General features: G+C 56.6%; 19 protein-coding genes. 7 read left to right on the top strand and 12 right to left on the bottom strand.

Going from position 1 to position 19,138, the window contains the following annotated elements; translation table 11 throughout:
* The first annotated feature begins 20 nt into the window (after positions 1-20).
* Positions 21-461 carry a YHS domain-containing (seleno)protein gene (locus tag ACZ1HV_RS13140; RefSeq protein ID WP_472718323.1) on the top strand — a complete coding sequence of 147 codons (441 nt, stop codon included), beginning with the start codon at positions 21-23 and terminating at the stop codon, positions 459-461.
* Positions 462-568: 107 nt separating this feature from the next.
* Here ACZ1HV_RS13140 and ACZ1HV_RS13135 read toward each other — a convergent pair whose 3' ends face one another.
* The gene (locus ACZ1HV_RS13135) at positions 569-1,771 is read right to left on the bottom strand and encodes a vWA domain-containing protein (protein ID WP_472718322.1); all 1,203 of its coding nucleotides are present in this window, start codon (positions 1,769-1,771) and stop codon (positions 569-571) included.
* A gap of 486 nt (positions 1,772-2,257) precedes the next feature.
* Between ACZ1HV_RS13135 and ACZ1HV_RS13130 the strand changes: the two genes are divergently transcribed.
* Both ACZ1HV_RS13130 and ACZ1HV_RS13125 read left to right on the top strand, forming a co-directional pair.
* The gene (locus ACZ1HV_RS13130; protein ID WP_298985003.1) at positions 2,258-3,232 is read left to right on the top strand and encodes a hypothetical protein; all 975 of its coding nucleotides are present in this window, start codon (positions 2,258-2,260) and stop codon (positions 3,230-3,232) included.
* Between the two features lie 131 nt (positions 3,233-3,363).
* A complete protein-coding gene (locus tag ACZ1HV_RS13125; protein ID WP_298819025.1) occupies positions 3,364-3,933 on the top strand; it encodes a cytochrome b in 570 nt (189 codons plus the stop codon).
* 96 nt (positions 3,934-4,029) lie between these two features.
* Here the strand turns inward: ACZ1HV_RS13125 and ACZ1HV_RS13120 are convergent, their stop codons facing one another.
* Both ACZ1HV_RS13120 and ACZ1HV_RS13115 read right to left on the bottom strand, forming a co-directional pair.
* Positions 4,030-5,934, bottom strand: coding sequence for a CHASE2 domain-containing protein (locus ACZ1HV_RS13120; RefSeq protein ID WP_472718321.1), 1,905 nt, complete (start codon positions 5,932-5,934; stop codon positions 4,030-4,032).
* Positions 5,886-6,398 carry a FecR family protein gene (locus tag ACZ1HV_RS13115; RefSeq protein ID WP_298819029.1) on the bottom strand — a complete coding sequence of 171 codons (513 nt, stop codon included), beginning with the start codon at positions 6,396-6,398 and terminating at the stop codon, positions 5,886-5,888. Before ACZ1HV_RS13115 ends, ACZ1HV_RS13120 begins: the two co-directional genes overlap by 49 nt.
* Before the next feature lie 128 nt (positions 6,399-6,526).
* Between ACZ1HV_RS13115 and ACZ1HV_RS13110 the strand changes: the two genes are divergently transcribed.
* A complete protein-coding gene (locus ACZ1HV_RS13110; protein ID WP_298962156.1) occupies positions 6,527-7,228 on the top strand; it encodes a Crp/Fnr family transcriptional regulator in 702 nt (233 codons plus the stop codon).
* 37 nt (positions 7,229-7,265) lie between these two features.
* Here the strand turns inward: ACZ1HV_RS13110 and ACZ1HV_RS13105 are convergent, their stop codons facing one another.
* The gene (locus ACZ1HV_RS13105; protein ID WP_472718320.1) at positions 7,266-8,153 is read right to left on the bottom strand and encodes a LysR family transcriptional regulator; all 888 of its coding nucleotides are present in this window, start codon (positions 8,151-8,153) and stop codon (positions 7,266-7,268) included.
* A 103-nt stretch (positions 8,154-8,256) separates the two neighbouring features.
* Between ACZ1HV_RS13105 and ACZ1HV_RS13100 the strand changes: the two genes are divergently transcribed.
* The gene (locus tag ACZ1HV_RS13100; protein ID WP_472718319.1) at positions 8,257-8,646 is read left to right on the top strand and encodes a tautomerase family protein; all 390 of its coding nucleotides are present in this window, start codon (positions 8,257-8,259) and stop codon (positions 8,644-8,646) included.
* Positions 8,647-8,661: 15 nt separating this feature from the next.
* Here ACZ1HV_RS13100 and ACZ1HV_RS13095 read toward each other — a convergent pair whose 3' ends face one another.
* Both ACZ1HV_RS13095 and ACZ1HV_RS13090 read right to left on the bottom strand, forming a co-directional pair.
* Complete coding sequence (locus tag ACZ1HV_RS13095) at positions 8,662-9,747, bottom strand: enolase C-terminal domain-like protein (protein WP_472718318.1); 1,086 nt, start codon at positions 9,745-9,747, stop codon at positions 8,662-8,664.
* A 118-nt stretch (positions 9,748-9,865) separates the two neighbouring features.
* Positions 9,866-10,789 (bottom strand): hypothetical protein, encoded by a 924-nt coding sequence (locus ACZ1HV_RS13090; RefSeq protein ID WP_472718317.1) that lies wholly within the window; start codon positions 10,787-10,789, stop codon positions 9,866-9,868.
* Between the two features lie 234 nt (positions 10,790-11,023).
* Here ACZ1HV_RS13090 and ACZ1HV_RS13085 point away from each other — a divergent pair, with 234 nt between their 5' ends.
* On the top strand, positions 11,024-11,431 hold the full coding sequence (locus ACZ1HV_RS13085; protein ID WP_298819048.1) for a hypothetical protein: 408 nt from the start codon (positions 11,024-11,026) through the stop codon (positions 11,429-11,431).
* Positions 11,432-11,439: 8 nt separating this feature from the next.
* On the opposite strand, the gene ACZ1HV_RS13080 is transcribed toward ACZ1HV_RS13085, so the two are convergent.
* From ACZ1HV_RS13080 to ACZ1HV_RS13055, 6 genes are all read right to left on the bottom strand, one after another.
* Positions 11,440-12,021, bottom strand: coding sequence for a TetR/AcrR family transcriptional regulator (locus ACZ1HV_RS13080; RefSeq protein WP_472718316.1), 582 nt, complete (start codon positions 12,019-12,021; stop codon positions 11,440-11,442).
* A 2-nt stretch (positions 12,022-12,023) separates the two neighbouring features.
* Positions 12,024-12,557, bottom strand: coding sequence for a dihydrofolate reductase family protein (locus ACZ1HV_RS13075; protein ID WP_472718315.1), 534 nt, complete (start codon positions 12,555-12,557; stop codon positions 12,024-12,026).
* Between the two features lie 110 nt (positions 12,558-12,667).
* Positions 12,668-13,006, bottom strand: a complete 339-nt coding sequence (locus ACZ1HV_RS13070; RefSeq protein ID WP_472718441.1) for an OB-fold nucleic acid binding domain-containing protein — start codon at positions 13,004-13,006, stop codon at positions 12,668-12,670.
* Complete coding sequence (locus ACZ1HV_RS13065; protein WP_472718314.1) at positions 12,997-16,065, bottom strand: error-prone DNA polymerase; 3,069 nt, start codon at positions 16,063-16,065, stop codon at positions 12,997-12,999. The genes ACZ1HV_RS13070 and ACZ1HV_RS13065 overlap by 10 nt, the downstream gene beginning before the upstream one ends.
* Positions 16,065-17,477 carry a Y-family DNA polymerase gene (locus tag ACZ1HV_RS13060; protein ID WP_472718313.1) on the bottom strand — a complete coding sequence of 471 codons (1,413 nt, stop codon included), beginning with the start codon at positions 17,475-17,477 and terminating at the stop codon, positions 16,065-16,067. The genes ACZ1HV_RS13065 and ACZ1HV_RS13060 overlap by 1 nt, the downstream gene beginning before the upstream one ends.
* A 7-nt stretch (positions 17,478-17,484) precedes the next feature.
* Entirely contained in the window at positions 17,485-18,093 is a 609-nt protein-coding gene (locus tag ACZ1HV_RS13055; protein ID WP_298984989.1) for an ImuA family protein, read from the bottom strand.
* A 197-nt stretch (positions 18,094-18,290) separates the two neighbouring features.
* Between ACZ1HV_RS13055 and ACZ1HV_RS13050 the strand changes: the two genes are divergently transcribed.
* The gene (locus ACZ1HV_RS13050) at positions 18,291-18,983 is read left to right on the top strand and encodes a glycosyltransferase family 29 protein (protein WP_298984987.1); all 693 of its coding nucleotides are present in this window, start codon (positions 18,291-18,293) and stop codon (positions 18,981-18,983) included.
* Positions 18,984-19,138 lie beyond the last annotated feature (155 nt).

Genomic DNA, 19,138 nt, shown 5'->3' with positions numbered 1-19,138 from the left:
TGAAAACCCGAGGAGGTTTCATGATCAACCGTAGAGGACTGCTAGGACTTGTTGCGGCAGCTGCCGTTAGTGCGATTGTCGCGACTTCAGCATTGCCAGTTTACGCAAAAAGCCCGCTTGCGCTGACAGGTTACGACCCGGTGACTTATTTTTCGGGAAAGACCCCCAAGCAGGGCCGCGCTGAATTTACTGCGCAATACCGGGGACTGACATACCAGTTCACGTCAGTACGGAACCGCGACACCTTCTCTGCGAACCCTGCAAGTTATGCCCCGCAATTTGACGGCTATTGCGCCTATGGCGTTTCACGCGGTTACAAGGTCGGTGTCGATCCGCTCGCTTATAAAGTGGTGGCCGGCAAACTCTATGTGAACTACTCCAAGCCTGTTCAGCGGACCTGGATCCGCGATATCCCAGGCTATATTGCCAAGGCAAACAGGAACTGGCCGGGGTTGAATTGAAAGTGCTGAATTTTGGTCTGCTCTGCCTGATCCCAAGCCTCGACGAGAAATTCAAATAAAGATGCCGCCTGGTTGACCTGGCGGCATCTTTTTCTTGTTCAAATGGATCAGTTGGCTGTCGGAAACACGAAGAACGCCAGGTCCCAACCGTCGTTGATGCCGTTGTCGTTCACATGCGTCATCGATGTGATGTTGATGTCGTAGTAGTAGAACAACGCGCCACCTTTATCTTCGATTTTCACCTGGGTGCCACCATCGGGATTGCTGGCGTCGACAAAATCGACGGGCGGCAGTTCCTGGAAGTTCGGCCCGTCTCCCGTGTCATTGTCATTGGCAAGCACAACAAGCATCGAAGTCACTGGCTGATCAAAGGTGATCGTAAAGTCGGACCCGACATGCAGATCGTCATAGCGGCCCGGGAGATCGTTGAAGCCTGCACCGCCTTTGACGTTGGAATACGGTTCGTAGATGCTGTTGGCAGTGACCGTCCAGCCAACGCCGTTCGACGTTCCGGTCGCGACAACTTTACCGGAAGCGGCATCTTTTTCGATCTTGTGGACGTCGAAGCTCAGCCGGTCGAGATCAAGTTCGGTGATCTTCTTGGGTACAATGGGTGGTGCCGGTTGTGGTGCGACGGGCTTGGCAACCACTTCTTCGCTAACCGCAACAACAGTTTCGGCAAGGGCCTCAGTCAATTCGCTTGCATTGTCGGCGTTCAGGAAGCGGCCGCCCGTGTTGTCGGCAATGCAGCGCAACTGGCGTGCTTCCTCATCTGTCAGGTCAAAGCCGACAACATGGACTGTGAAATCAATGCCGCTGTTTTCAAGGAGCGTTGCAGCCAGGCAGGGATCTGCTTCGCAGGTTTCAAGGCCGTCGCTGACCAGAATGACGGAGGCAGGGTCCTCAACATGCCGCAGTTCACGCGCTGCGCGAATGAGCGATTCCGAAATGGGTGTTTTGCCGCGCGGATTGATACCCCTGACAAGCGAAGAAAAGTTGTTAGGGTCAAGAGGCGCGACGGATTGAATGACTTCAATGTCATTGCAGTCGCCCTTGCGCCGGTGCCCGTATGTCATGAGACCCAGGTCGACGGCCGGGTCCCACTTTCCAAGAACACCATCGATCACATCACGTGCAATTGAGATTTTCGGAACCCCGTCAATCTGGCCCCACATGCTGCCCGAGGCATCCAGGACCATCATGGCCTTGCCACGGTTTGAAGTGTCTTGGGCCAGAACAGGGCTTGAAAAAACCAGCGCTCCCGCGACTGCCAATGACAACGGAAAGCAACCGGGTATGAAAGATTTCATGCTTGAAGTATCCCATTGAAATATTTGCTCGAACGAGCAGTAGAACGACAATTCCGCTAACACAGCGAAAGAACCTTGTACAGGTGACCAACGTAGTTGTGATCGATTTGCTATTGCATAGATCTGAAGTATTTTCAGTAGTTTAAGAAACGGACCCCGTCGACACCAACCCAAAGCTGACGTCTTCTTCACATGTTCAGAGGCTGAAGAGTGTGCTGAACGGCACAGATTTTCGACTTGAGCATTCAGGAGCTTAGTTGGTGGGGTTTGAGGCAACGGAGCCTTGTTTCCGTGCGTCGACAAAACCAAAGACCCGACGCTTGCCGCGGCTTTGTGCGTTCCCGACCGTCCGTTCAGGTATTCCCGAAACTTTTCTCTCATTTACAGACATGTGAAGTGTCCATGGTCACAGGGCATTCACAACGCTTTCCACCATCTTGCAGGTATCGGAACCGCTCCTTCGGGACAAATAGGGAGGAAAGACCCATGCCGTTGATGAATTTCCAAACATTCAACAGAGAAATCCAAGCCGTCAAAAACATCTACCGACAAGACAACGCCTGGGTCGGTCGCTTCATTCCGCCGTCCTGGGACAGGGATCTTGCCATGACAATGTACATCCGGGCAGCTTACAGGCTGTATCGGGCGACGGGCCAAAATCAGCTGAGATTAGTGCTGCTCGGTGGTACCGAAATCCGCAAGGCAAGAAACCTGATCATGAATTTCGGCATTACTGCTGCCAATGGCATTCAGGAAAGAGAAACAGCAATGCTGGCCGACGCTGCCCAAGCAGAGCGCGAGGAAGTAAACGACGCGGACTTGCCAGTGAATACTCGCCTCCCGACCAGGAACGTTGTGCCGGTTTGTGGGCTTGGCAGTATCTTGAGCGAAGATCGTTGGACGCCACTTCTCAATGACGCTCTGATCGTCGGGGGTGCGACTGCAAACCATGAGTTTGTCATAACGCTTGAGCCCTACGAACGCGGTCTCTGGCGTGAATGTGAGGCAACTCTTGGCAAGGAATTGCGGGAGTTGGAGCAGCAATTCGCGCGATTTGGTAACGTGCCGGCGGGATTCGTGCGGAATACACCTGAGTTCAAGAAGCTTTGTTGGAAAAAGTTCATTAGTTGGAATTTGCGCATGTTTTGGGACACACGGCAAAACATTCCACGTGTCTTGGCACGCGAACTCATTGGGCTTTCCATATTTGGATATAAGCCTGTGTTCGGCGACAGGCAGCTGGCCTTCCGTCGTCCACTGGGTGCGCGCGACCCGGTTTTCTCCGACTACGTGCGTGGATTGCGAAACTTGAGGTTTCACGTGCCGGGTGCAAGAGCTCGCATCATGGAGAACTTGTCCGAGTTTTTGTTCGATGAGCGGGACGCCTTCGGTTTTCGTGCAGATCAGCCGCAGATCCATGGCATGCCACATGTCGGAAATCCCATTCAGGCCTATGTCTGACCTCGTCGATGCAAACCTACCTTGGCGGACCGGCTTGAATGCCGTGCAGTAAAAACTGATCCGCCAGACCTTGCGCAAATTTGAACTTGAGCCCTCAATACAATCAGCTCATAGGACCGTTGGAGACACCCGTGACAGACAGCATCTCTTACAAAGAAACCTCTCAAGGGGACCGGGAACCCGTTCACCCCTTCGCGCGTTATGGTTCAGTTACGCGGCTTCTGCATTGGTCCGTCGCCGTATTGGTCCTGATTACGTGGCCGCTGGGACTGATGATCGGCTTTGCAAAAAAGGATGTCGTCACCGCTTTCTATCTGCTGCACGAAAGCTTCGGCTTCATCGTTTTGTGGCTGATGCTGATCCGGGTCGGCAACAAGCTTTTGACGAAACCTATCGAGAACGAAGGGCCGGCTATTGAACGATACGCGGCGGCCTCGGTTCACGGCCTTTTCTATCTTTTCCTGATCATCATGCCCGTATCCGGTTTTCTGGCGACCAATGCGCATGGGTTTCCGCTGAAATGGTTCGGTCTGGTTCAGATTTGGAGTCCGATAGGCAAGAGCCCTGATATCGCCTGGACCTTGTCCGCCATCCACGAGTGGAGCGCGTATATCCTGCTTGTCCTCTTTGTGCTGCATATCGGTGCTGTGGTTTTTCATCACACGATCAGGAAAGATCGGACGCTCTTCCGGATGCTGTGATTTTGTCTGTTCGTCCGGTCCGGTGCACGGCAATCTCCGGGCCGCTACACTTGCACGAAACGGTGCAATCTTGTTGAAGGCAAAGTGGTCTGACCCTCAAAGCCGTTTGGAACTCAGCAGGACTTCGTGCGACTTCCAGAGGCCGACGCTGAGAGATTGCCGCCGGCCTCGAATGCCTTCTGTTTCGCGTCTAGGTACCGTCAGCGAGTTGGGAGAAATGTTCTCTGCAGCTGCAATGAGGTCAGACGAGAGAGCAACCAGGGCACCATGATGTTTAGCCACTTCCAGCAACCGGCTGGCCACGTTGACGCAGTCACCAGTTGCGGTGATCTGCTGTTGCTGTTCGTGTCCGAGACGGGACAGAACGGCTTGCCCGATATGTCCACCGACACGGAGCCGGCACCTTTCCGACATTGACGACTGAAGCGCGAGCCAATCGTGCACCTGCTCCACAAGTTGAAATGTGCACCGGCAGGCATTCAAGGGATCGCTTGAGGCTGGGTCCGGGATGCCGAAGCCGAGCATCGCGCCATCGCCCATAAAATCGAGCACGACACCATTGTTTGCGCTCGCGACATTGACCACGACCGTATGAAACTCTTTCAGGAAGTTCCGGGTCGCAGCTGGGCCCAGCTGCTCGCTGAGGCCTGTGTAGCCGGACAGGTCTATGAACAGAACCGCAACCGTCTGTTCCCTGGGGTGCAGGAGAAACGTAGGGTCCCCGGCAATTCGTTCCGCCAATCTCGGCGCATGGAACCTGGCAAGCTCCTGTTGTGCGATCTGCTGCTGTCGAGCCCATCTGCGGTCTGAGATCTGACGAACAAAAATCAATGCAGCGACAGGTGGAAGGCTTGCTGCCAAGGGCAGCGCGCCGTTGAGCCAGTGACCGTGAGTGAATGCCACCGCAGTGAAGAGGAGCCAAACAGCCATGAGTACGAAATAGATGAATGAGGCCTGTGCCAAGGAGAAATACGCGATCGCGAGAAGACCGAGAAGTGTAATGCAGACTGCGGCCAAACCGTCGAGGCTTCTGGTCTCCGGTCCGCGTATGAGCGCGCTGTGGTCGAGCAGATTGGCAAGCCCGGTCGCCTGGATTTCAACCCCGGGCATGACGGGATCAAACGGTGTGCTGAACCGGTCTCCTACTGCGGTCGCTGTGACACCGAGGACGACCAGTTTGTCCTCCAGGCTTATCTCAGGGTCTGAGCCTTGCTCCATGAGATTAGCAGCGCTGAAAGTGGGGATGGTGCCGCCCGGGCCATAATAGTTGAGGGGCATGTGCCATCCCAGGTCAGTCGCTCTCAACTGCTCACCGATGCGTACGCCGTTTGCCGCAAAGGAATGTGGCTCACCTTGAAAAAGGCTGAACGCCTGCAAGCTGAAGGATGGCTTCAAGCCCTCAGGTGTCAAAAATAGATGCGGAATATGACGCGGTGTGCCACCGGTGTCCGTGACGATGTTAGCCAATCCCGTTTTCGAAAACCTGGAGACAGCTGCGGCGGGCACCATCACCGTTTCCACAACGGGAACGCTGTTTTCTAGGGGGAGTGCCTCCTCCAGGCTGCCGACTGCAGCGATGACGGATGGAAAGTTCTTGAGAGCTGCACCAAGGTCGAGGTCATGCGAATCGTCTGATGTGGTTGGCAGCAGGATGTCGATTGCAATCGCCTTCGCACCAGCTGCCTCAATCGCATCGATGAGCGCGGCGAGCCGGTTTCTCGGCAACGGAAATTGCCCTACTCCGTTGACGGTCTGATCGTCAATTGCAACGATAACCACATCGGAGGGCGGAGATCTTTCTCCTGCTGCGGCAATTTTCAGATCAAGAAAAACTGTTTCAAACCGGTCGAGGACACTCGCGCTTCCGGTCAGATGAATATAGGCGAGCAGACCCGACCAAATCAGGCCGGCGGCAAGTGCAGCCAGCAAGATCCATCGGGAAAGCTTCGGCTTCATCGACCAAAGCGATTGAGCAAGGCGCGTACCCTTTGTTCCGGCCACTGCCGGACTACAAGCGGTTCACCGGTTCGCACATCGACACCGTCACCTGCGGCCAGGGTAACTTCTTCGCTGCCGACTTCGCGGAAAACTGCGACCTCGCCTTCGCTGACAAAGACGGAAGTGCCTTCAGCGGTCACATCGACAATATAGACCGTGCCCCTGACCGCAGCGATCGCGTGGGGTGTGCGAATTTGAAAGGGCCCGCCTGCAGGTGCAACCTCGATCAGGACAGCATCAGAATCGACCTCAACCTCAGAAGGGCGTTGATCGGGGTCCGACTTGATCACACCGAGGGACGCTGCAGCTTCGGCCTCTAGTGTGACACCGCCCTGGCACTGATAGACAACCCGGGCGGGATCTGCCAATTCGGTTCGCGTACACCCAATCAGAGATTGTGCGTTCGAAAACGTACTTGTGAGCGCAATCAGAATGGAGAATAGAGCCAGAGTGACATACTTTTTCATCATCGATGTCCTAAATGGAGCGTTCAAGCCGTGCTCAAATTTGCCCAAAGGCACCTAGAGCTGTTGTCCAACAAGTCACGGACATTCCCAGCAATGTCGTGCGCGTCATGCCTCTCGAGTAAAAAACCATGAATGCATCAAACGAATTTAACAAGGAAAAGCTGCTCGGTAAAAGCTTTGTTTTTGAAGCGCTTGACAGCCGTGCCAGAGAGGAACTTGCTGAGTTTTCTTATGTGAAGCGTTATGACGCGGGGCAGAAAATCTTCGCGATGGGTGAACCCGGCATGAGCATGATGGCGATCGCCGAAGGCTCCGTTCGCGTTTCGATGATGACACCCGGCGACAGGGACATCACTTTGAATGATCTGCAGGCCGGTGATGTCTTTGGCGAGATCGCCATGCTGGATGGCGGCGGACGTTCAGCAAATGTCGATGCGCTCACAAATTGTGCGCTTGTGGTACTTGAACGCCGCTCGTTCCTGGACGTTCTGAACCGGAACCCAGCACTCTCGATCCGGTTGATTGAACTCCTGTGTCAGCGTGTGCGCCGGTCCGACGAGCGCATGATCGAGGTCGCTTTTATGGATACCCAGGTGCGCCTCTCCAAGCTTCTGCTCAGGTTGACGACAACAACTCCGGGGTCAAACGACCGTCCGCTTCAAAAGCTTTCCCAATCTCAGTCGGAACTGGCAGGCATGATTGGCAACACGCGTGAAAGCGTCAATCGCTGCCTCGGTAAATGGCAAAAAGCTGACCTGATAGCACTGCGCGACGGCTGGCTTATCATCAAGAACCGGGAAAGATTGGAAGCGCTTGCCGACGAATTCTAGTGTGTGACGGGCGCAGACAACACAAGACCGGCTGGCTTCAGGTTTTCGCCTTCAGGAAATCCAGCATTGCGCGGACGCGTGGAAGGGACTGCCGTCCTGGCGGTGTGAGTGCGGAAATGGGTTGCTCGTTTTTGATGTGACTGTCTTGAAGAATGGGAAGCAGTTTGCCGGACTTGAGAGCGGCTTCTCCCAGAAAGTCTCCCAACCTGACGATCCCGAGGCCCGCAATTGCCGTCCGCAGCAGCATTTCTGCGCTGTCTGAGCTGAAGTTGCCGGAAACGGCAACCTCAACCAGTTTGCCATTTTCCCGGAAAGGCCAGTTCGATTGGTGAGGGAACCCCTTTAAAAGCAGGCAATTATGCGAAAGCAGGTCCTTCGATGAAGCCGGTTGCCCGTATTTTTCCAGATAAGCTGGGCTGGCTGCGATCACCCTTGATACCGATCCCAGCCGAACGGCGACAAGATCGCTATCGCTCAAGGGGCCGACCCGGATCGTGATGTCAGAATGCTCAGCATAGGGGTCTATGCGGTGATCGGCGATTGAGACATCAACGGTGACATCAGGATAGGTCTCGTTGAATGCGGGCAGGATCGGTGCCAGTTTGTGATGGGCAAAGGCTGAGCCGCAGTTGATTTTCAAGTGGCCACGGGCAAGTTCTGTTTCCTTGGATATGTCCGACTGTGCCGCTTCGAGCATCGCGAGAATGTTGCGCGCATGCCGGAGAAAGACTTCTCCCTCGCGCGTCAATTCCAATCGCCTGGTTGAGCGGTGCAGCAGCTTGGACCCCAATGATGCCTCAAGCCTGGAAACAGCGCGGGATATCCCGGAAGACGTCAGCCCCCGTTCATCGGCAACTGAAGCGAACGACCCCAGGTCAATGACACGCACGAACGTCGCGAGTTCGGGTGCGAGATGTGGATTCATTTCAGACTTTCAGGCAAGTTTATCTTGCTTGATTTTGTCTATTTTCAACAAAAATTCAAGAATAGCGTGCCCCCGGACTTCAAACGAACAGAAAGGGGCTCTGATGCCGATGAACAAGATCCACGTTCCGCAGGCACTGCCGACAGCGACCTGCCACCGCATCAATCAATTGCTTCATGACAGCTTGGTGGAAACGTGTGCGGTAAACCCTGACGACTTCTTCTGCCTTGTGACGCGTTATCCGCCACAAGACATTATTCTTCATCCGTCATTTCTGGGCGTACGCGACCCGGCACATACAATCATTATTGAGATCGCTCTGCTTGGCGGTCGTTCTGACGATCAGAAAGAGGCACTTTACCGAGATGTGAGGAAACGCCTCGGCCAGACCGGTCTGAAACCCGACAATTCCATTATCTATCTTCTGGAAAATCAACCAATCGACTGGTCATTCAGCAGCGCTGGATCTGTGAAGTCGGTCTTGCGGCTCTGACAGGCAACACGTGAGCTATGCTGAAATGTTCGAAATTGCGTGCTCGTCCCAGATAATGCCGATGCCCGGCTCCAAAGATGGGAGCGCGTGGCCGTCTCGAATGGTGGGCGTGTTCGCGACAAGCGTTCCGGCAATGTCGAACCACTCCAGGATCATGGCAGCTGGCGTCGCGTTCAGAAGATGGGAGGAAATCTCGACAAACAGATGGCTTGCAACCGGCAATGATGCATCTTGAGCAAGTTGGCTTGCCCGGCGCCAGCCTGTCACACCGCCGATTTTCATCGCATCCGGCATCACAAGGTCTGAAGCGTTCGCGGCAACCGATTTTTGCATGTCGGCAATTCCCCACCAGTTTTCACCTGTTTGAACCGGTGTCCGGATGTTGGTGCGAACAACGGCATGCCCCAGATAGTTGGTGGCATGAACCGGTTCCTCGATCCATGCCAGGCCTTCATCGTCGAGTATTTTCATGCGCTGAACGGCTTCGTCGACATCGAACGCCTGATTGAAGTCCGCCGCAATCCAGACATCGGTACCGGCTACGTTTCGGATCGCGCGCACAACGGCGGCATCAACTTGCGGATCGGGATGTCCGGCCTTGATCTTGAAAGCGCGAAATCCGCGTTTGAGAGAAGCCTCGACTTCCCGGGCGGTCTCGTCGGGTGGCATCTGACCAAGGCTGTCATAAGCTCGGACTGGTTTGCATTCCTGGCCCAGCAACTTGCACAAGGGCTTCTCGGCCCGCTTGGCCTTGGCGTCCCACAAAGCCATGTCTATACCGCTGATCGCCATTGCCAGAAGGCCCTGGTTTCCAAGCAGCCGGGCACGTTGATCAAGCAGTGCATTCACGCTTTCCGGGTCCGAAGTCTCGCCAACGAGACCGTTGATCAGGTTCCGGGTCAAAAGGGCCAGTGGCTCCAACGCAACCGGCGTATAGGAAAATAGATATGCCGAACCGGTGATCCCGTCATTCATCGTTATGTCGATCAGGACCAGGGGGGCAGCTTCCAGTGTGCCGGACGCCGTCTTATGCGGGAGCGCAAGGGGAGCCATGACCGCACGAACGCGGCTATCGGATATCTTTGGAGGTTCGGTTGTCATGCCGGCACAATAGAAAGTCCCAGTTCGATTTGTCTAGGACGTCGATAGCGCAAGTGGCCCACGCATCAGGTCTTTGTCACGCGGGCCATCACTTGGCAATCTGCACTGTTTGGTGAGGTCAGTTCCCACGTGGCCGGAAGGGTTCAAGCACTTCCACATCGACGGTTTTGATGCGCGCAAACCGCTCGTTGACGTCGTTGGTTGCTGTCCAGGTATGGCGCGTCTTGGCGACAAGTTCGGTGCCGTCGGGCGTGATGCCTGCCCAATCGAAATCCATCGTGGCCGTGTATTCTCCCTCACCAAGGTCCTTCGCTTCGAAGTTGGATATGACATGGGTGCTGGCCGCGACCTGCGATGCTGGACCGGCCAGCCAAGCCTTGAAGCCGTTAAAGTCGGTGATGGCGCCGCTTGAAAAATTCAGTGAGAAGTCATCTGACAGAATTTCCTGAACGGGTTCAGGATTGCGGGAAGGGTCTTCGATCAGCGCGAGCCAATAGTGAACAAGGCTGCGCAGCCGGTTCTCAGCATAGGCATCTTGAAAACTTGTGACGGTGGTGTCGCTGTCCTGTTCGATCAGAACATTGGATAGAAGCGGAAGCACATCTTCGCCAGGCACCATTTCAACGGTGTAGTTCAGGTCGGCTTGTCGAACGGCCCCATCCGGAAGCATGCCCTGGTTCTGATAAATGATCTTCGCGGCAAGCGTCATTTTGCCGTCTTTGCCTTGGGTGATCTCGGCAGTTTGAACGTGGTGCGCATTCTTCCAGGTTGCCGGTAGTTGTGCCACGCGCTCCTTGTATTGCGCATGACCGTTCGCAGTGCCCAGGCCGGAAGTGATCGTCACGTCTTTGGTGAGGATATCGAGTGCGTTGGCAACGCCGCCATCCGGGCGTTCGTAAAATTGATACCAGCGATAATACTGGGCCATCGCGGCGTGATTTTTGAAGCCGTTTCGGATTTGATCTTCGCTCATCTGAGCAGCAGCCGGAATAGCCAGGCCGACGAGTAGCGCTATGGAAAGCAGGACGGATGAAGCGCGCATGACGAGCCTTTCAAGACAATAATGAGCATTTGCTCACTCATAAGTCATGCGTGGATGAAATACCAGCAGAATGCGATACTTTTTGCCTACGATGTTTCACCAGGACACAGAAAATGCGTGGCACCAGTCCTACAAGGTCTCGGCGGGTGTTTTGACGGATTGTTGCAATCTGTGATTTTCTTTGTGGTCATCGACTGTCGTGATCGCAATTGATACGCACGAAGGGATTGAAGCATGTTCAATCGATTGCTTGCATCGGCCTTTGTAGGGCTGGCTGTTTTGACCGGTTCCGCTGTCGCGGACGATGCGGATTGGGTGGGACTTTACAAGGGACTTGATGCTCTGGATGGCTCAATCGACTATTTGTCGATTGCTGGTAAGGAGCCGGGAGAGTTTGATATCCGTGTGGTTCCTTCGGAGTTCTCTCTTTGCGAAAACGGGAAAGGCTGGATTGTGGCTGAAGGTCGCTTGACCGACGATGGCAAGCTTCACCGCTTCAATTCACGCGCAGTTTGCGAAGGTGGCGAGCCCTTTGATATCAGAGACAGGTTCCTGGTTCGCGACGAAGAGACAGGCATTGTTCGCTTCGGTGCGACCGATGATGATCGTCCTTTGATCTATCATCGCATATCAACTCAGTAGCGCCGGTATCAATACGGTTTCGAATTTTGCTGGTCCTTGCAGAGCGAGAGCGTCCAATCGATGCTGCGCAGGTAATCCTCTTGGGTAAGGCATGTGTTGGGGGCAGCTGCAACCGCTGAAAAGACGAAACCGTGCGTGTAATCGACCAGCAGGTTGAGTAGAACGTCGTCCGGGTCATCATCGTTCAACAGTCGGGTATATTTCCTTATTTCTTCTGTGATTTCAATAATTTCCAGACTCATGAGCGAAGCGTCGTTCAGGATGCAGCGGATCGCATTCGGGTTTTCCAGGGCACGGATACAGTACATTGAAAGAACATGACGGAGACGTTCCGCAGGACTTTCTCCCTTGATCGTGCCTAACGTGTCTTTGAAACTGTGCTCGACCAATGCGGACAGCAGTTCCTGCTGGCTACCAATATGGTATTTGATTGCCATTGCACTCACACCGAGGTTGTCCGCCAAACGCCGAAAAGACACAGCTTCGAGGCCTTTTTGCTGCAGGAGCGGCGCGGCAGCGGCAATGATGCGTTTTCTGGACAACGCGCCAGCCCCTTTTGATGGGCGGCCCGGGGTCTTTTTAGCGGCCATCGTCAGATAACCCTGTACCGCATTTGGACCAGGCCGGACTTGAACTGGCTCACCTCTTCAAGAAACAGATCAATGTCCTTGGTTAGTTCACCAAACATGCGAATGCCGTCACCAATGAGAACAGGTGCGACTGCAATTCTCATATCCGCGATGAGGCCGGCACGCAGGAATGACCGGATGATTGCGCCGCCGTCGACATAGACCCGCGATATGCCACGCTCACCCAGTTGAGACATCTGAACGTCAGGTGACAATTGGCTGAATTCAACCTTGCCCTTTATGTGGTCGGGAATGTCGTCTTCGCGCATGGTACTGCTCAGAACCACCACCGGTTTTTGATAGGGCCATTCACCGAAGCCCAGAACCGTTCTGAAAGAGCCTGTGCCCATGACGATGACATCGATGCTCTCTTGAAAGTCGGCAAACCCGTGCTCCTCACCCTCAGTGTCGAGCTTCATCAACCAGTCGAGCGTGTGGTTCTTTCGCGCGACGAAACCATCCAGGCTCATGGCCATCATTGTGTGTCCGGTTGGCATTCAACTCTCCATTTTTATACACTGTATAATAAATGGCGGTTTCTTCTGTCAACCAGGCCTGATGAGTGAGTTGGTTCAGGGTATGATTGTGGTGTCTTTGCAAGCGTGTCTCAGTGAAAATCCCGGCTCGGAAAGAGCCGTTTGGCCTGGTCGCGCGGGTGCATGGCTCTTGGTTTAGGTGCGTCTGATTTGAGGTGCGCGGGCACGTCATCGGTCTTGGGTGTGGTTTGACCCAGAGCATCGTCACTGGGGTGGCCGAGAAGAGCGAGGTCGCGGGAGCGGTCTTCGATATGATCAGCGATCAGATGGACGACAATACCTTCGCGCTCCAGACGGCCAGTCACTTTCAAGAGCCGCCCGCCAATGACAGCGGCACGATATTTTTCATACATTTTCGGCCAGACGACCACGTTGGAAACGCCCGTTTCGTCTTCCAATGTCAAGAAGATGACACCTGAAGCCGTGCCAGGGCGCTGGCGGGTGATGACGAGGCCGCAGACCGAAACATGACGTGCCTCGCGGGGGAGAGCACGGGCAAACGGTCATGCGGGGTCAGGTGTGGAATATGCGGGCGCAGCAACTCCATCGGATGGGCGCGCAGTGTCAGGCGGGTCGACAGATAGTCCTCTACCACCTCCTGGCCCAGATGCATGGCCGGCAGCAGCACATCCGGTTCGAAGATTGCTTCGCCGTCAATCGGGTCGTTGAAGAGGGGCAGCGGTTTGGGGCTGCGGATTGTCTTTACCTGCCAGAGTGCGGCGCGGCGGCTGAGGCCCATGCCGGAAAAAGCGTCGGCCTCGGCCAGGCGCTCCAGCGTAGCGGGAGGCACACCGGTTCGAAGCCACAGGGTTTCGGTGTCCGGATAGCCGTTGCCGCGTGCCGCAACGATCCAGTCGGCGTCCTCTTCGCGAAGTCCCTTGATCTGACGGAAACCCAGTCTCAGGGCGAGTGCGCCATCGCTGCGCCGCTCCAGCGTGTTGTCCCAGGCGCTGGTGTTGACGCAAATGGGGCGCACCTCCACCTGGTGCTCGCGGGCATCGCGCACGATCTGTGCCGGGGCATAAAAACCCATCGGCTGGGAGTTGAGCAAAGCGCAGGCGAATTCGGCCGGGAAATGACATTTCAGATAGGCCGAGACATAAGCGAGCATGGCAAAGGCGGCTGCGTGGCTTTCCGGAAAGCCGTATTCGCCGAACCCTTCGATCTGGCTGAAACAGTTCTGGGCAAACTCCAGCTCATAGCCGCGTTCCAGCATGCCGGAAATGAACTTGTCCTTCAGCTGGCCGATTGTGCCCATACGCCGGAACGTAGCCATGGACCGGCGCAACTTGTCTGCTTCCGACGGCGTGAAGCCGGCGGCAACCACGGCGATCTGCATCGCCTGTTCCTGAAAAAGCGGTACGCCGAGCGTCTTGCCCAGAACCTCTTCCAGCGCTTTTGAAGGGAAGCTGATCTTTTCCTTGCCCTGACGCCGGTTGATATAGGGATGCACCATGCCGCCCTGGATCGGACCGGGCCGGACAATCGCAACCTCAATGACAAGATCGTAGAATTCACGGGGGCGCATGCGCGGCAAAAAGTTCATCTGCGCCCGGCTTTCCACCTGGAAAACACCGATCGCATCGGCCTTGCACAGCATGTCATAGGTTGTCGTGTCGCCTTGCGGCACCGTGCCGAGGGTCAGTTGCCGTCCATGATGCGTGTCGAGCAGATCGAAGCATTTGCGGATGCAGGTCAGCATGCCAAGGCTGAGCAGGTCTACCTTCAGGATGCCGAGGGCGTCGATATCATCCTTGTCCCATTCAATCACGGTCCGGTTTTCCATGGCCGCATTCTCGATCGGACAGAGCGCGTCAAGACGTCCCTGTGTGATCACAAAGCCGCCGACATGTTGGCTGAGGTGACGTGGAAATCCGATGATCTCCTTGATCAATTCGATCGTCTGGCAGATGCGCGGATTGCTCAGATCGAGACCGATTTCCTTCATTCGCGTTTCTTCCGGCCCGGAATTGGAGCTGCCCCAGATCTGGCCGGAGAGGGCAGCCGTGACATCCACGTTCAACCCCATCACCTTGCCCACCTCCCGGATCGCGGCGCGGGTGCGGAAATGGATCACCGTGGCGCAGAGCCCGGCGCGGTGACGGCCGTATTTTTCATAAACATACTGGATCACTTCTTCCCGGCGTTCATGCTCGAAATCGACGTCGATATCCGGTGGCTCGCCGCGGTGTTCGGAAATGAACCGTTCGGAGACCATGGTGATTGTCTCCGGCCCGACATCGGTGATGCCAAGCGCATAACAGATGATCGAATTGGCCGCCGAACCGCGTCCCTGGCAAAGGATATGACGGCTGCGAGCAAACTGGATGATGTCGTGAACGGTCAGGAAGTAGGCGGGGAAATCAAGCTTCCGGATCAGCTTCAGTTCCTTTTCCGCAAGGGCCATGGCGTGCTCGGGGATGCCGGCCGGATAACGGTTTTGAAGGCCCTTGTAGGTGAGCCGTTCCAACCGTTCCTGCGGGCTTTCGCCATCCGCGATCTCATCCGGGTATTCGTAGGAAAGCTCGGCAAGGTCAAAGCTGCAGCGCGTGGCAATTTCAAGAGTTCGGCGCAACGCCGCCGGGTGGTGGCGGTAAAGCCGGGCCATATCCTCGGGCGCCTTCAGCCGCCGTTCGCCATTGGGCAGGGCCCTGGTTCCGATCTGGTCGATGGTGCAGCCTTCGCGCAGGCATGTCAGCACATCGGCCAACCGACGCCGTCCGGCGTGATGCATCAGCACGTCACCGACGGCGATCATGGGCGCTGCCAGTGAATGGGCTGCCTGGGCACAGGTGCGGAACCAGGCCTGGTCAGTACCGTCATAGCGCGGCGCCGCTCCCAGAAAGATGTGGCCGGGGGCGTCCTGGCGCAGCACGCGGATATGTGCACGTGCCGTCTTGCAAATATCGGCCTGTGAGCCACATGCCGTCATGAATGGCCGGGGCAGGGCAATCAGGATCAGGCCGGTCGCGGCGGCCAGAAGATCGGCATGGTTCAGATGGCAGTCGCCCTTTTCCGCTCGGCGCTTGCCAAGTGTCAGAAGCTGGCTGAGCCGTTCATAGGCCGCGCGGTCCGTCGGCAGAGCCACCCACTCCACAGGGCTGTCCTGCAGCACGAGCCGTGCTCCGACAATCAGCCGTGGCAACCTTCTGGAAAGTGCGACGGTGAGCGGTGGTGTGGTGCTGGTCTCTTGCCGGGAGGATGAATCGATCTGCGAGTGGGACCGGATCTGGATGCCTTCCTCCGCTGTCCGCCGGATCTCCTTGAGCGCGGAAAAGGCACGCACCACACCTGCCAGTGAATTGCGGTCAGTGATGGCAATTGCGTCCAGCCCAAGAGCTGCGGCGCGCGTTACCAGTTCCTCCGGGTGGGAAGCCCCGCGCAAAAAGGAAAAATTGGATGTGACGCACAGCTCCGCATAGCGGGCCGGTTCGGGAAACACGGCGTCGGCAAGGATAGGTACGGTCATCAACCGAACTCCCCTTGCACGAACCAGGCCGGGTGTTGCGGCGTGTGGAACAGCCACAGGCGCTGGCCCTGCAAAGTGGCCACGCGCCAATAGTCGCGCAGGCCATGGGCCCAGTCCAGGTCGTTTTCCCACCACGCCGGGGTGATCCGTTCTGGCCCTTCAGCCTCTGCGGTGCTCAGGGACCGGCCTCGCCAGCGGAAGCGGCGCGGCGGCTCGAACCCGGTCCCGGAAATCGGTTCGGGGGGGAACAGGCGCAAGGGGCGTGGACGTTGGGCGGGCCAGGTGGGAACCGGGCTGGAATAGGCGGCAGGCACCAGTTTGAAGCTGCGTTCGGGAATATGACTGTCGACGGGGTGAAACCGCTGGATGTTCTCCAGGCCCACCCTGTTGCCAAGCTGGGTGATGAGATCGGCGAGACTGTCCTTTTCCCGGCCTTCGGCTCGGTCCAGCTGGCGCATGCCAAGCTCTTCGACCTCCACCGCTTCCAGCCGGATCATGTCGACGCCGTATCCGGCATCGACGGCGCTGACGCCCCGCTCGAAAAGTGCAAGTATGCGCTCGCCATCCCGCATCGGCCGGGCAAGCTTCAGTTCTACCGACTGGTTCTCCTGATCCACTCTGCGGAAGGTGATCTTGAGCATGCGCGCGCCCTTCTGGGCGATGTCCAGCCGGGCACATAGATGATCGATCAATCGCCGGGCCGCTGCCATGACATCGTCCAGAAGTCCGATCGGGTCAGGCAGGGTGATGCGCACAGCAAAGCTGACTTCGTCCTTCAGGGGCGAGATCTGTTCCGGGATATCTCCGAGCGCCTGGTCAAGGCGGCGCAAAACCTCCGGATCGTAACGTCTGGCAACGGTTGCCCGTGGCAGGTTGTAGAGCTCCGACACCGTTGCGATGCCGAGGCGTTCAAGGCTGGTGCAGGTCTGGTCGGGAAGGCGCAGGGCAGAGAGCGGCAGCGGGCCGATACGCGCAAGGTTCTCACCATCGTTAGCAATGCCTTCAGCAAAGTGGGACATGGCCCAGGCTGTGCCCGGCGTGCCGGCAAGAGCAAGCCTTGCCGTCAGGCCGGCGCGGGTCAGGCGGCTTTTGATATCGTCCAGAAGCGGAGCCTCTCCGCCAAGCAAATGCGCCGATCCGGTTACGTCGAGAAAAAGGCCGTCCCGGCCGTCAAGGCCGACCCAGGGGCAGTAGCGCACGGCCCACCGGGCCAGCAAGCGGAGGAAACGCTGATCGGTCACAGGATCAGCCGCACGGGTCAGAAGTCCGGGGCAGAAGCTGCGCGCATGAACCAGCGTCATGCCGCGGTTGAGACCCGCAGCTTCAGCACGGGGACACAGGTCGTAAATGCGTTCTGAATTCCGATCGAACAGGGTCAGAGCAAAAGGCGCATCGACGGGCCGAGCGCGCAAGGAGCGCTCAGCTGCCAGCCTCGGAAACCACAATGATACGATGCGTCGCTGCATCCCAACGTACAATCCATTCTGACAATGTTCCTATTTTGTTCTTTATAAGCGACCAGTGCCAATGAGTCGAGTCATGGTCCTTTTGACGAGGGGTGCCATAGGCAGGACCGGGCTGCCCGGGCAGCCCTGGTTGTCCGGCCGGGACGCCGGTGCAGCGCCAGCGGGTTTCTGCCGCATTGCTTCCCGCGTCGTCCGGAATGATGAGCAGTGCAGTCGTTCCCCCGGCTTCCGCCGCCAGCTGCAGCCTGCGCCCTTCCGTTAGCCCAATGGCGCTGGATAGTTCTGCCACGACAAGCCCGGCGGCACCGGACCGCAGCGCCGTTTCGGTGCTGGCCAGAACATTCAGCTGGCTGTCGGCGCGGGTCAGAAGCAGTTTGCCCGGGTCACAGAAAGGAGAAAGGCCCTCCGGGTTGACCGTCGGACGCCAGTTTTCCGATACCCAGACAACGGCCCCGGTTGAAAGTCCGGCACTTGCGGCGGCAAAAACCAGAGCGCTGTCGCCGCAAATTTCATGCGCGCGCGCTTTTTTCAGCGGAAAGACAGAAGAGAAGGGCAGGGTCATGCTGTGCCAAGTCAACGAATAATGAAACCAGCTTAGCGGATGCCATTCATTTGCGGAACCTTGTTGTCGAAAAGGCCGGGATGGAGAGTGCCCCGGTTGCGCGTCCATACCATGGCCACTCGGCGCGGGCCGCAAACAGCCGTTGCCGGTTGGGAACCGGATTGCTATACGGCCCGGTGCAGTATCAGGAAGACTTCATGACAATAAGCGACTTGAAGAAGCGCGCGATCAAATCGATTTCCATCGTCGGAAACGGGCCTGTTTCGAAGGCCGACGCCCCTATGATCGACAAGGCCGATTTCGTGTTGCGGTTTAACAGCGCGCCAGCCTGCGGCGCGGCTGGCGAGCGGGTCGATGCATTGCTGCTCAACCGGGCACGCGTCTATATGAGCAAGCGGATAAATCCTGTTGCCCTGCATCGCGCGCCTGAAGTCTGGGTGAATGATATCCGGGAAAATGGAGACGTCGACTGGCTCTTTACCAAGGAGTGCAAACAGTCCCATCTGGGGTTCGGTCCGATAACCAAAGCACGCGGCCATCTCAAGGAATTCGATCCGTTTGAACGAAGCAATCCGACGACAGGCGCGTCCATCATTGCGGAAATTCTGGATGTCATGCCCGACGTGGAGATCCATCTGTTCGGGTTTACGCATCAGGGCAAACAGCACACGCACGACTGGGACGCGGAAAAGCTATGGGTGGACCGGCTCTGTGAAGAGGGACGCATCCGCAGGTACCTGACTTCGGGTCCGAAGGTACGCCGAAGCTTGAAAGGCCGCATTGAATACGCGTTCAGGTTTTTGGAAAAACGAAGCAAGCATTATATCTACAACAAGCTGCTGCATTCATCCTCCAGCACCAAGAAACGGATTTTCGGTCAGGACGCCTGAGGGTGCCGGAAGGCTCGCGCCAGTGAGCTACCTGACAGGCGGTGCGCGCCTCCTGGGAAATCGCGTATACGCGTAAACTTCTGAATTCATGGATATATTCACGAAGCCGGCTTCGTCGAAGCCCGTTCATGTGATCCGGCTAATCCTCATGGACG

This window comes from Roseibium sp. JB4-4, assembly GCF_055693425.1.
This window is presented reverse-complemented; position numbering and strand designations above follow the sequence as displayed.

Coding starts and splice junctions, on each gene's coding strand:
- ACZ1HV_RS13140 (WP_472718323.1), top strand. CDS start 21: ATGATCAACCGTAGAGGACTGCTAGGACTTGTTGCGGCAGCTGCCGTT.
- ACZ1HV_RS13135 (WP_472718322.1), bottom strand. CDS start 1,771: ATGAAATCTTTCATACCCGGTTGCTTTCCGTTGTCATTGGCAGTCGCG.
- ACZ1HV_RS13130 (WP_298985003.1), top strand. CDS start 2,258: ATGCCGTTGATGAATTTCCAAACATTCAACAGAGAAATCCAAGCCGTC.
- ACZ1HV_RS13115 (WP_298819029.1), bottom strand. CDS start 6,398: ATGAAAAAGTATGTCACTCTGGCTCTATTCTCCATTCTGATTGCGCTC.
- ACZ1HV_RS13110 (WP_298962156.1), top strand. CDS start 6,527: ATGAATGCATCAAACGAATTTAACAAGGAAAAGCTGCTCGGTAAAAGC.
- ACZ1HV_RS13105 (WP_472718320.1), bottom strand. CDS start 8,153: ATGAATCCACATCTCGCACCCGAACTCGCGACGTTCGTGCGTGTCATT.
- ACZ1HV_RS13100 (WP_472718319.1), top strand. CDS start 8,257: ATGCCGATGAACAAGATCCACGTTCCGCAGGCACTGCCGACAGCGACC.
- ACZ1HV_RS13095 (WP_472718318.1), bottom strand. CDS start 9,747: ATGACAACCGAACCTCCAAAGATATCCGATAGCCGCGTTCGTGCGGTC.
- ACZ1HV_RS13090 (WP_472718317.1), bottom strand. CDS start 10,789: ATGCGCGCTTCATCCGTCCTGCTTTCCATAGCGCTACTCGTCGGCCTG.
- ACZ1HV_RS13085 (WP_298819048.1), top strand. CDS start 11,024: ATGTTCAATCGATTGCTTGCATCGGCCTTTGTAGGGCTGGCTGTTTTG.
- ACZ1HV_RS13080 (WP_472718316.1), bottom strand. CDS start 12,021: ATGGCCGCTAAAAAGACCCCGGGCCGCCCATCAAAAGGGGCTGGCGCG.
- ACZ1HV_RS13075 (WP_472718315.1), bottom strand. CDS start 12,557: ATGCCAACCGGACACACAATGATGGCCATGAGCCTGGATGGTTTCGTC.
- ACZ1HV_RS13065 (WP_472718314.1), bottom strand. CDS start 16,065: ATGACCGTACCTATCCTTGCCGACGCCGTGTTTCCCGAACCGGCCCGC.
- ACZ1HV_RS13055 (WP_298984989.1), bottom strand. CDS start 18,093: ATGACCCTGCCCTTCTCTTCTGTCTTTCCGCTGAAAAAAGCGCGCGCG.
- ACZ1HV_RS13050 (WP_298984987.1), top strand. CDS start 18,291: ATGACAATAAGCGACTTGAAGAAGCGCGCGATCAAATCGATTTCCATC.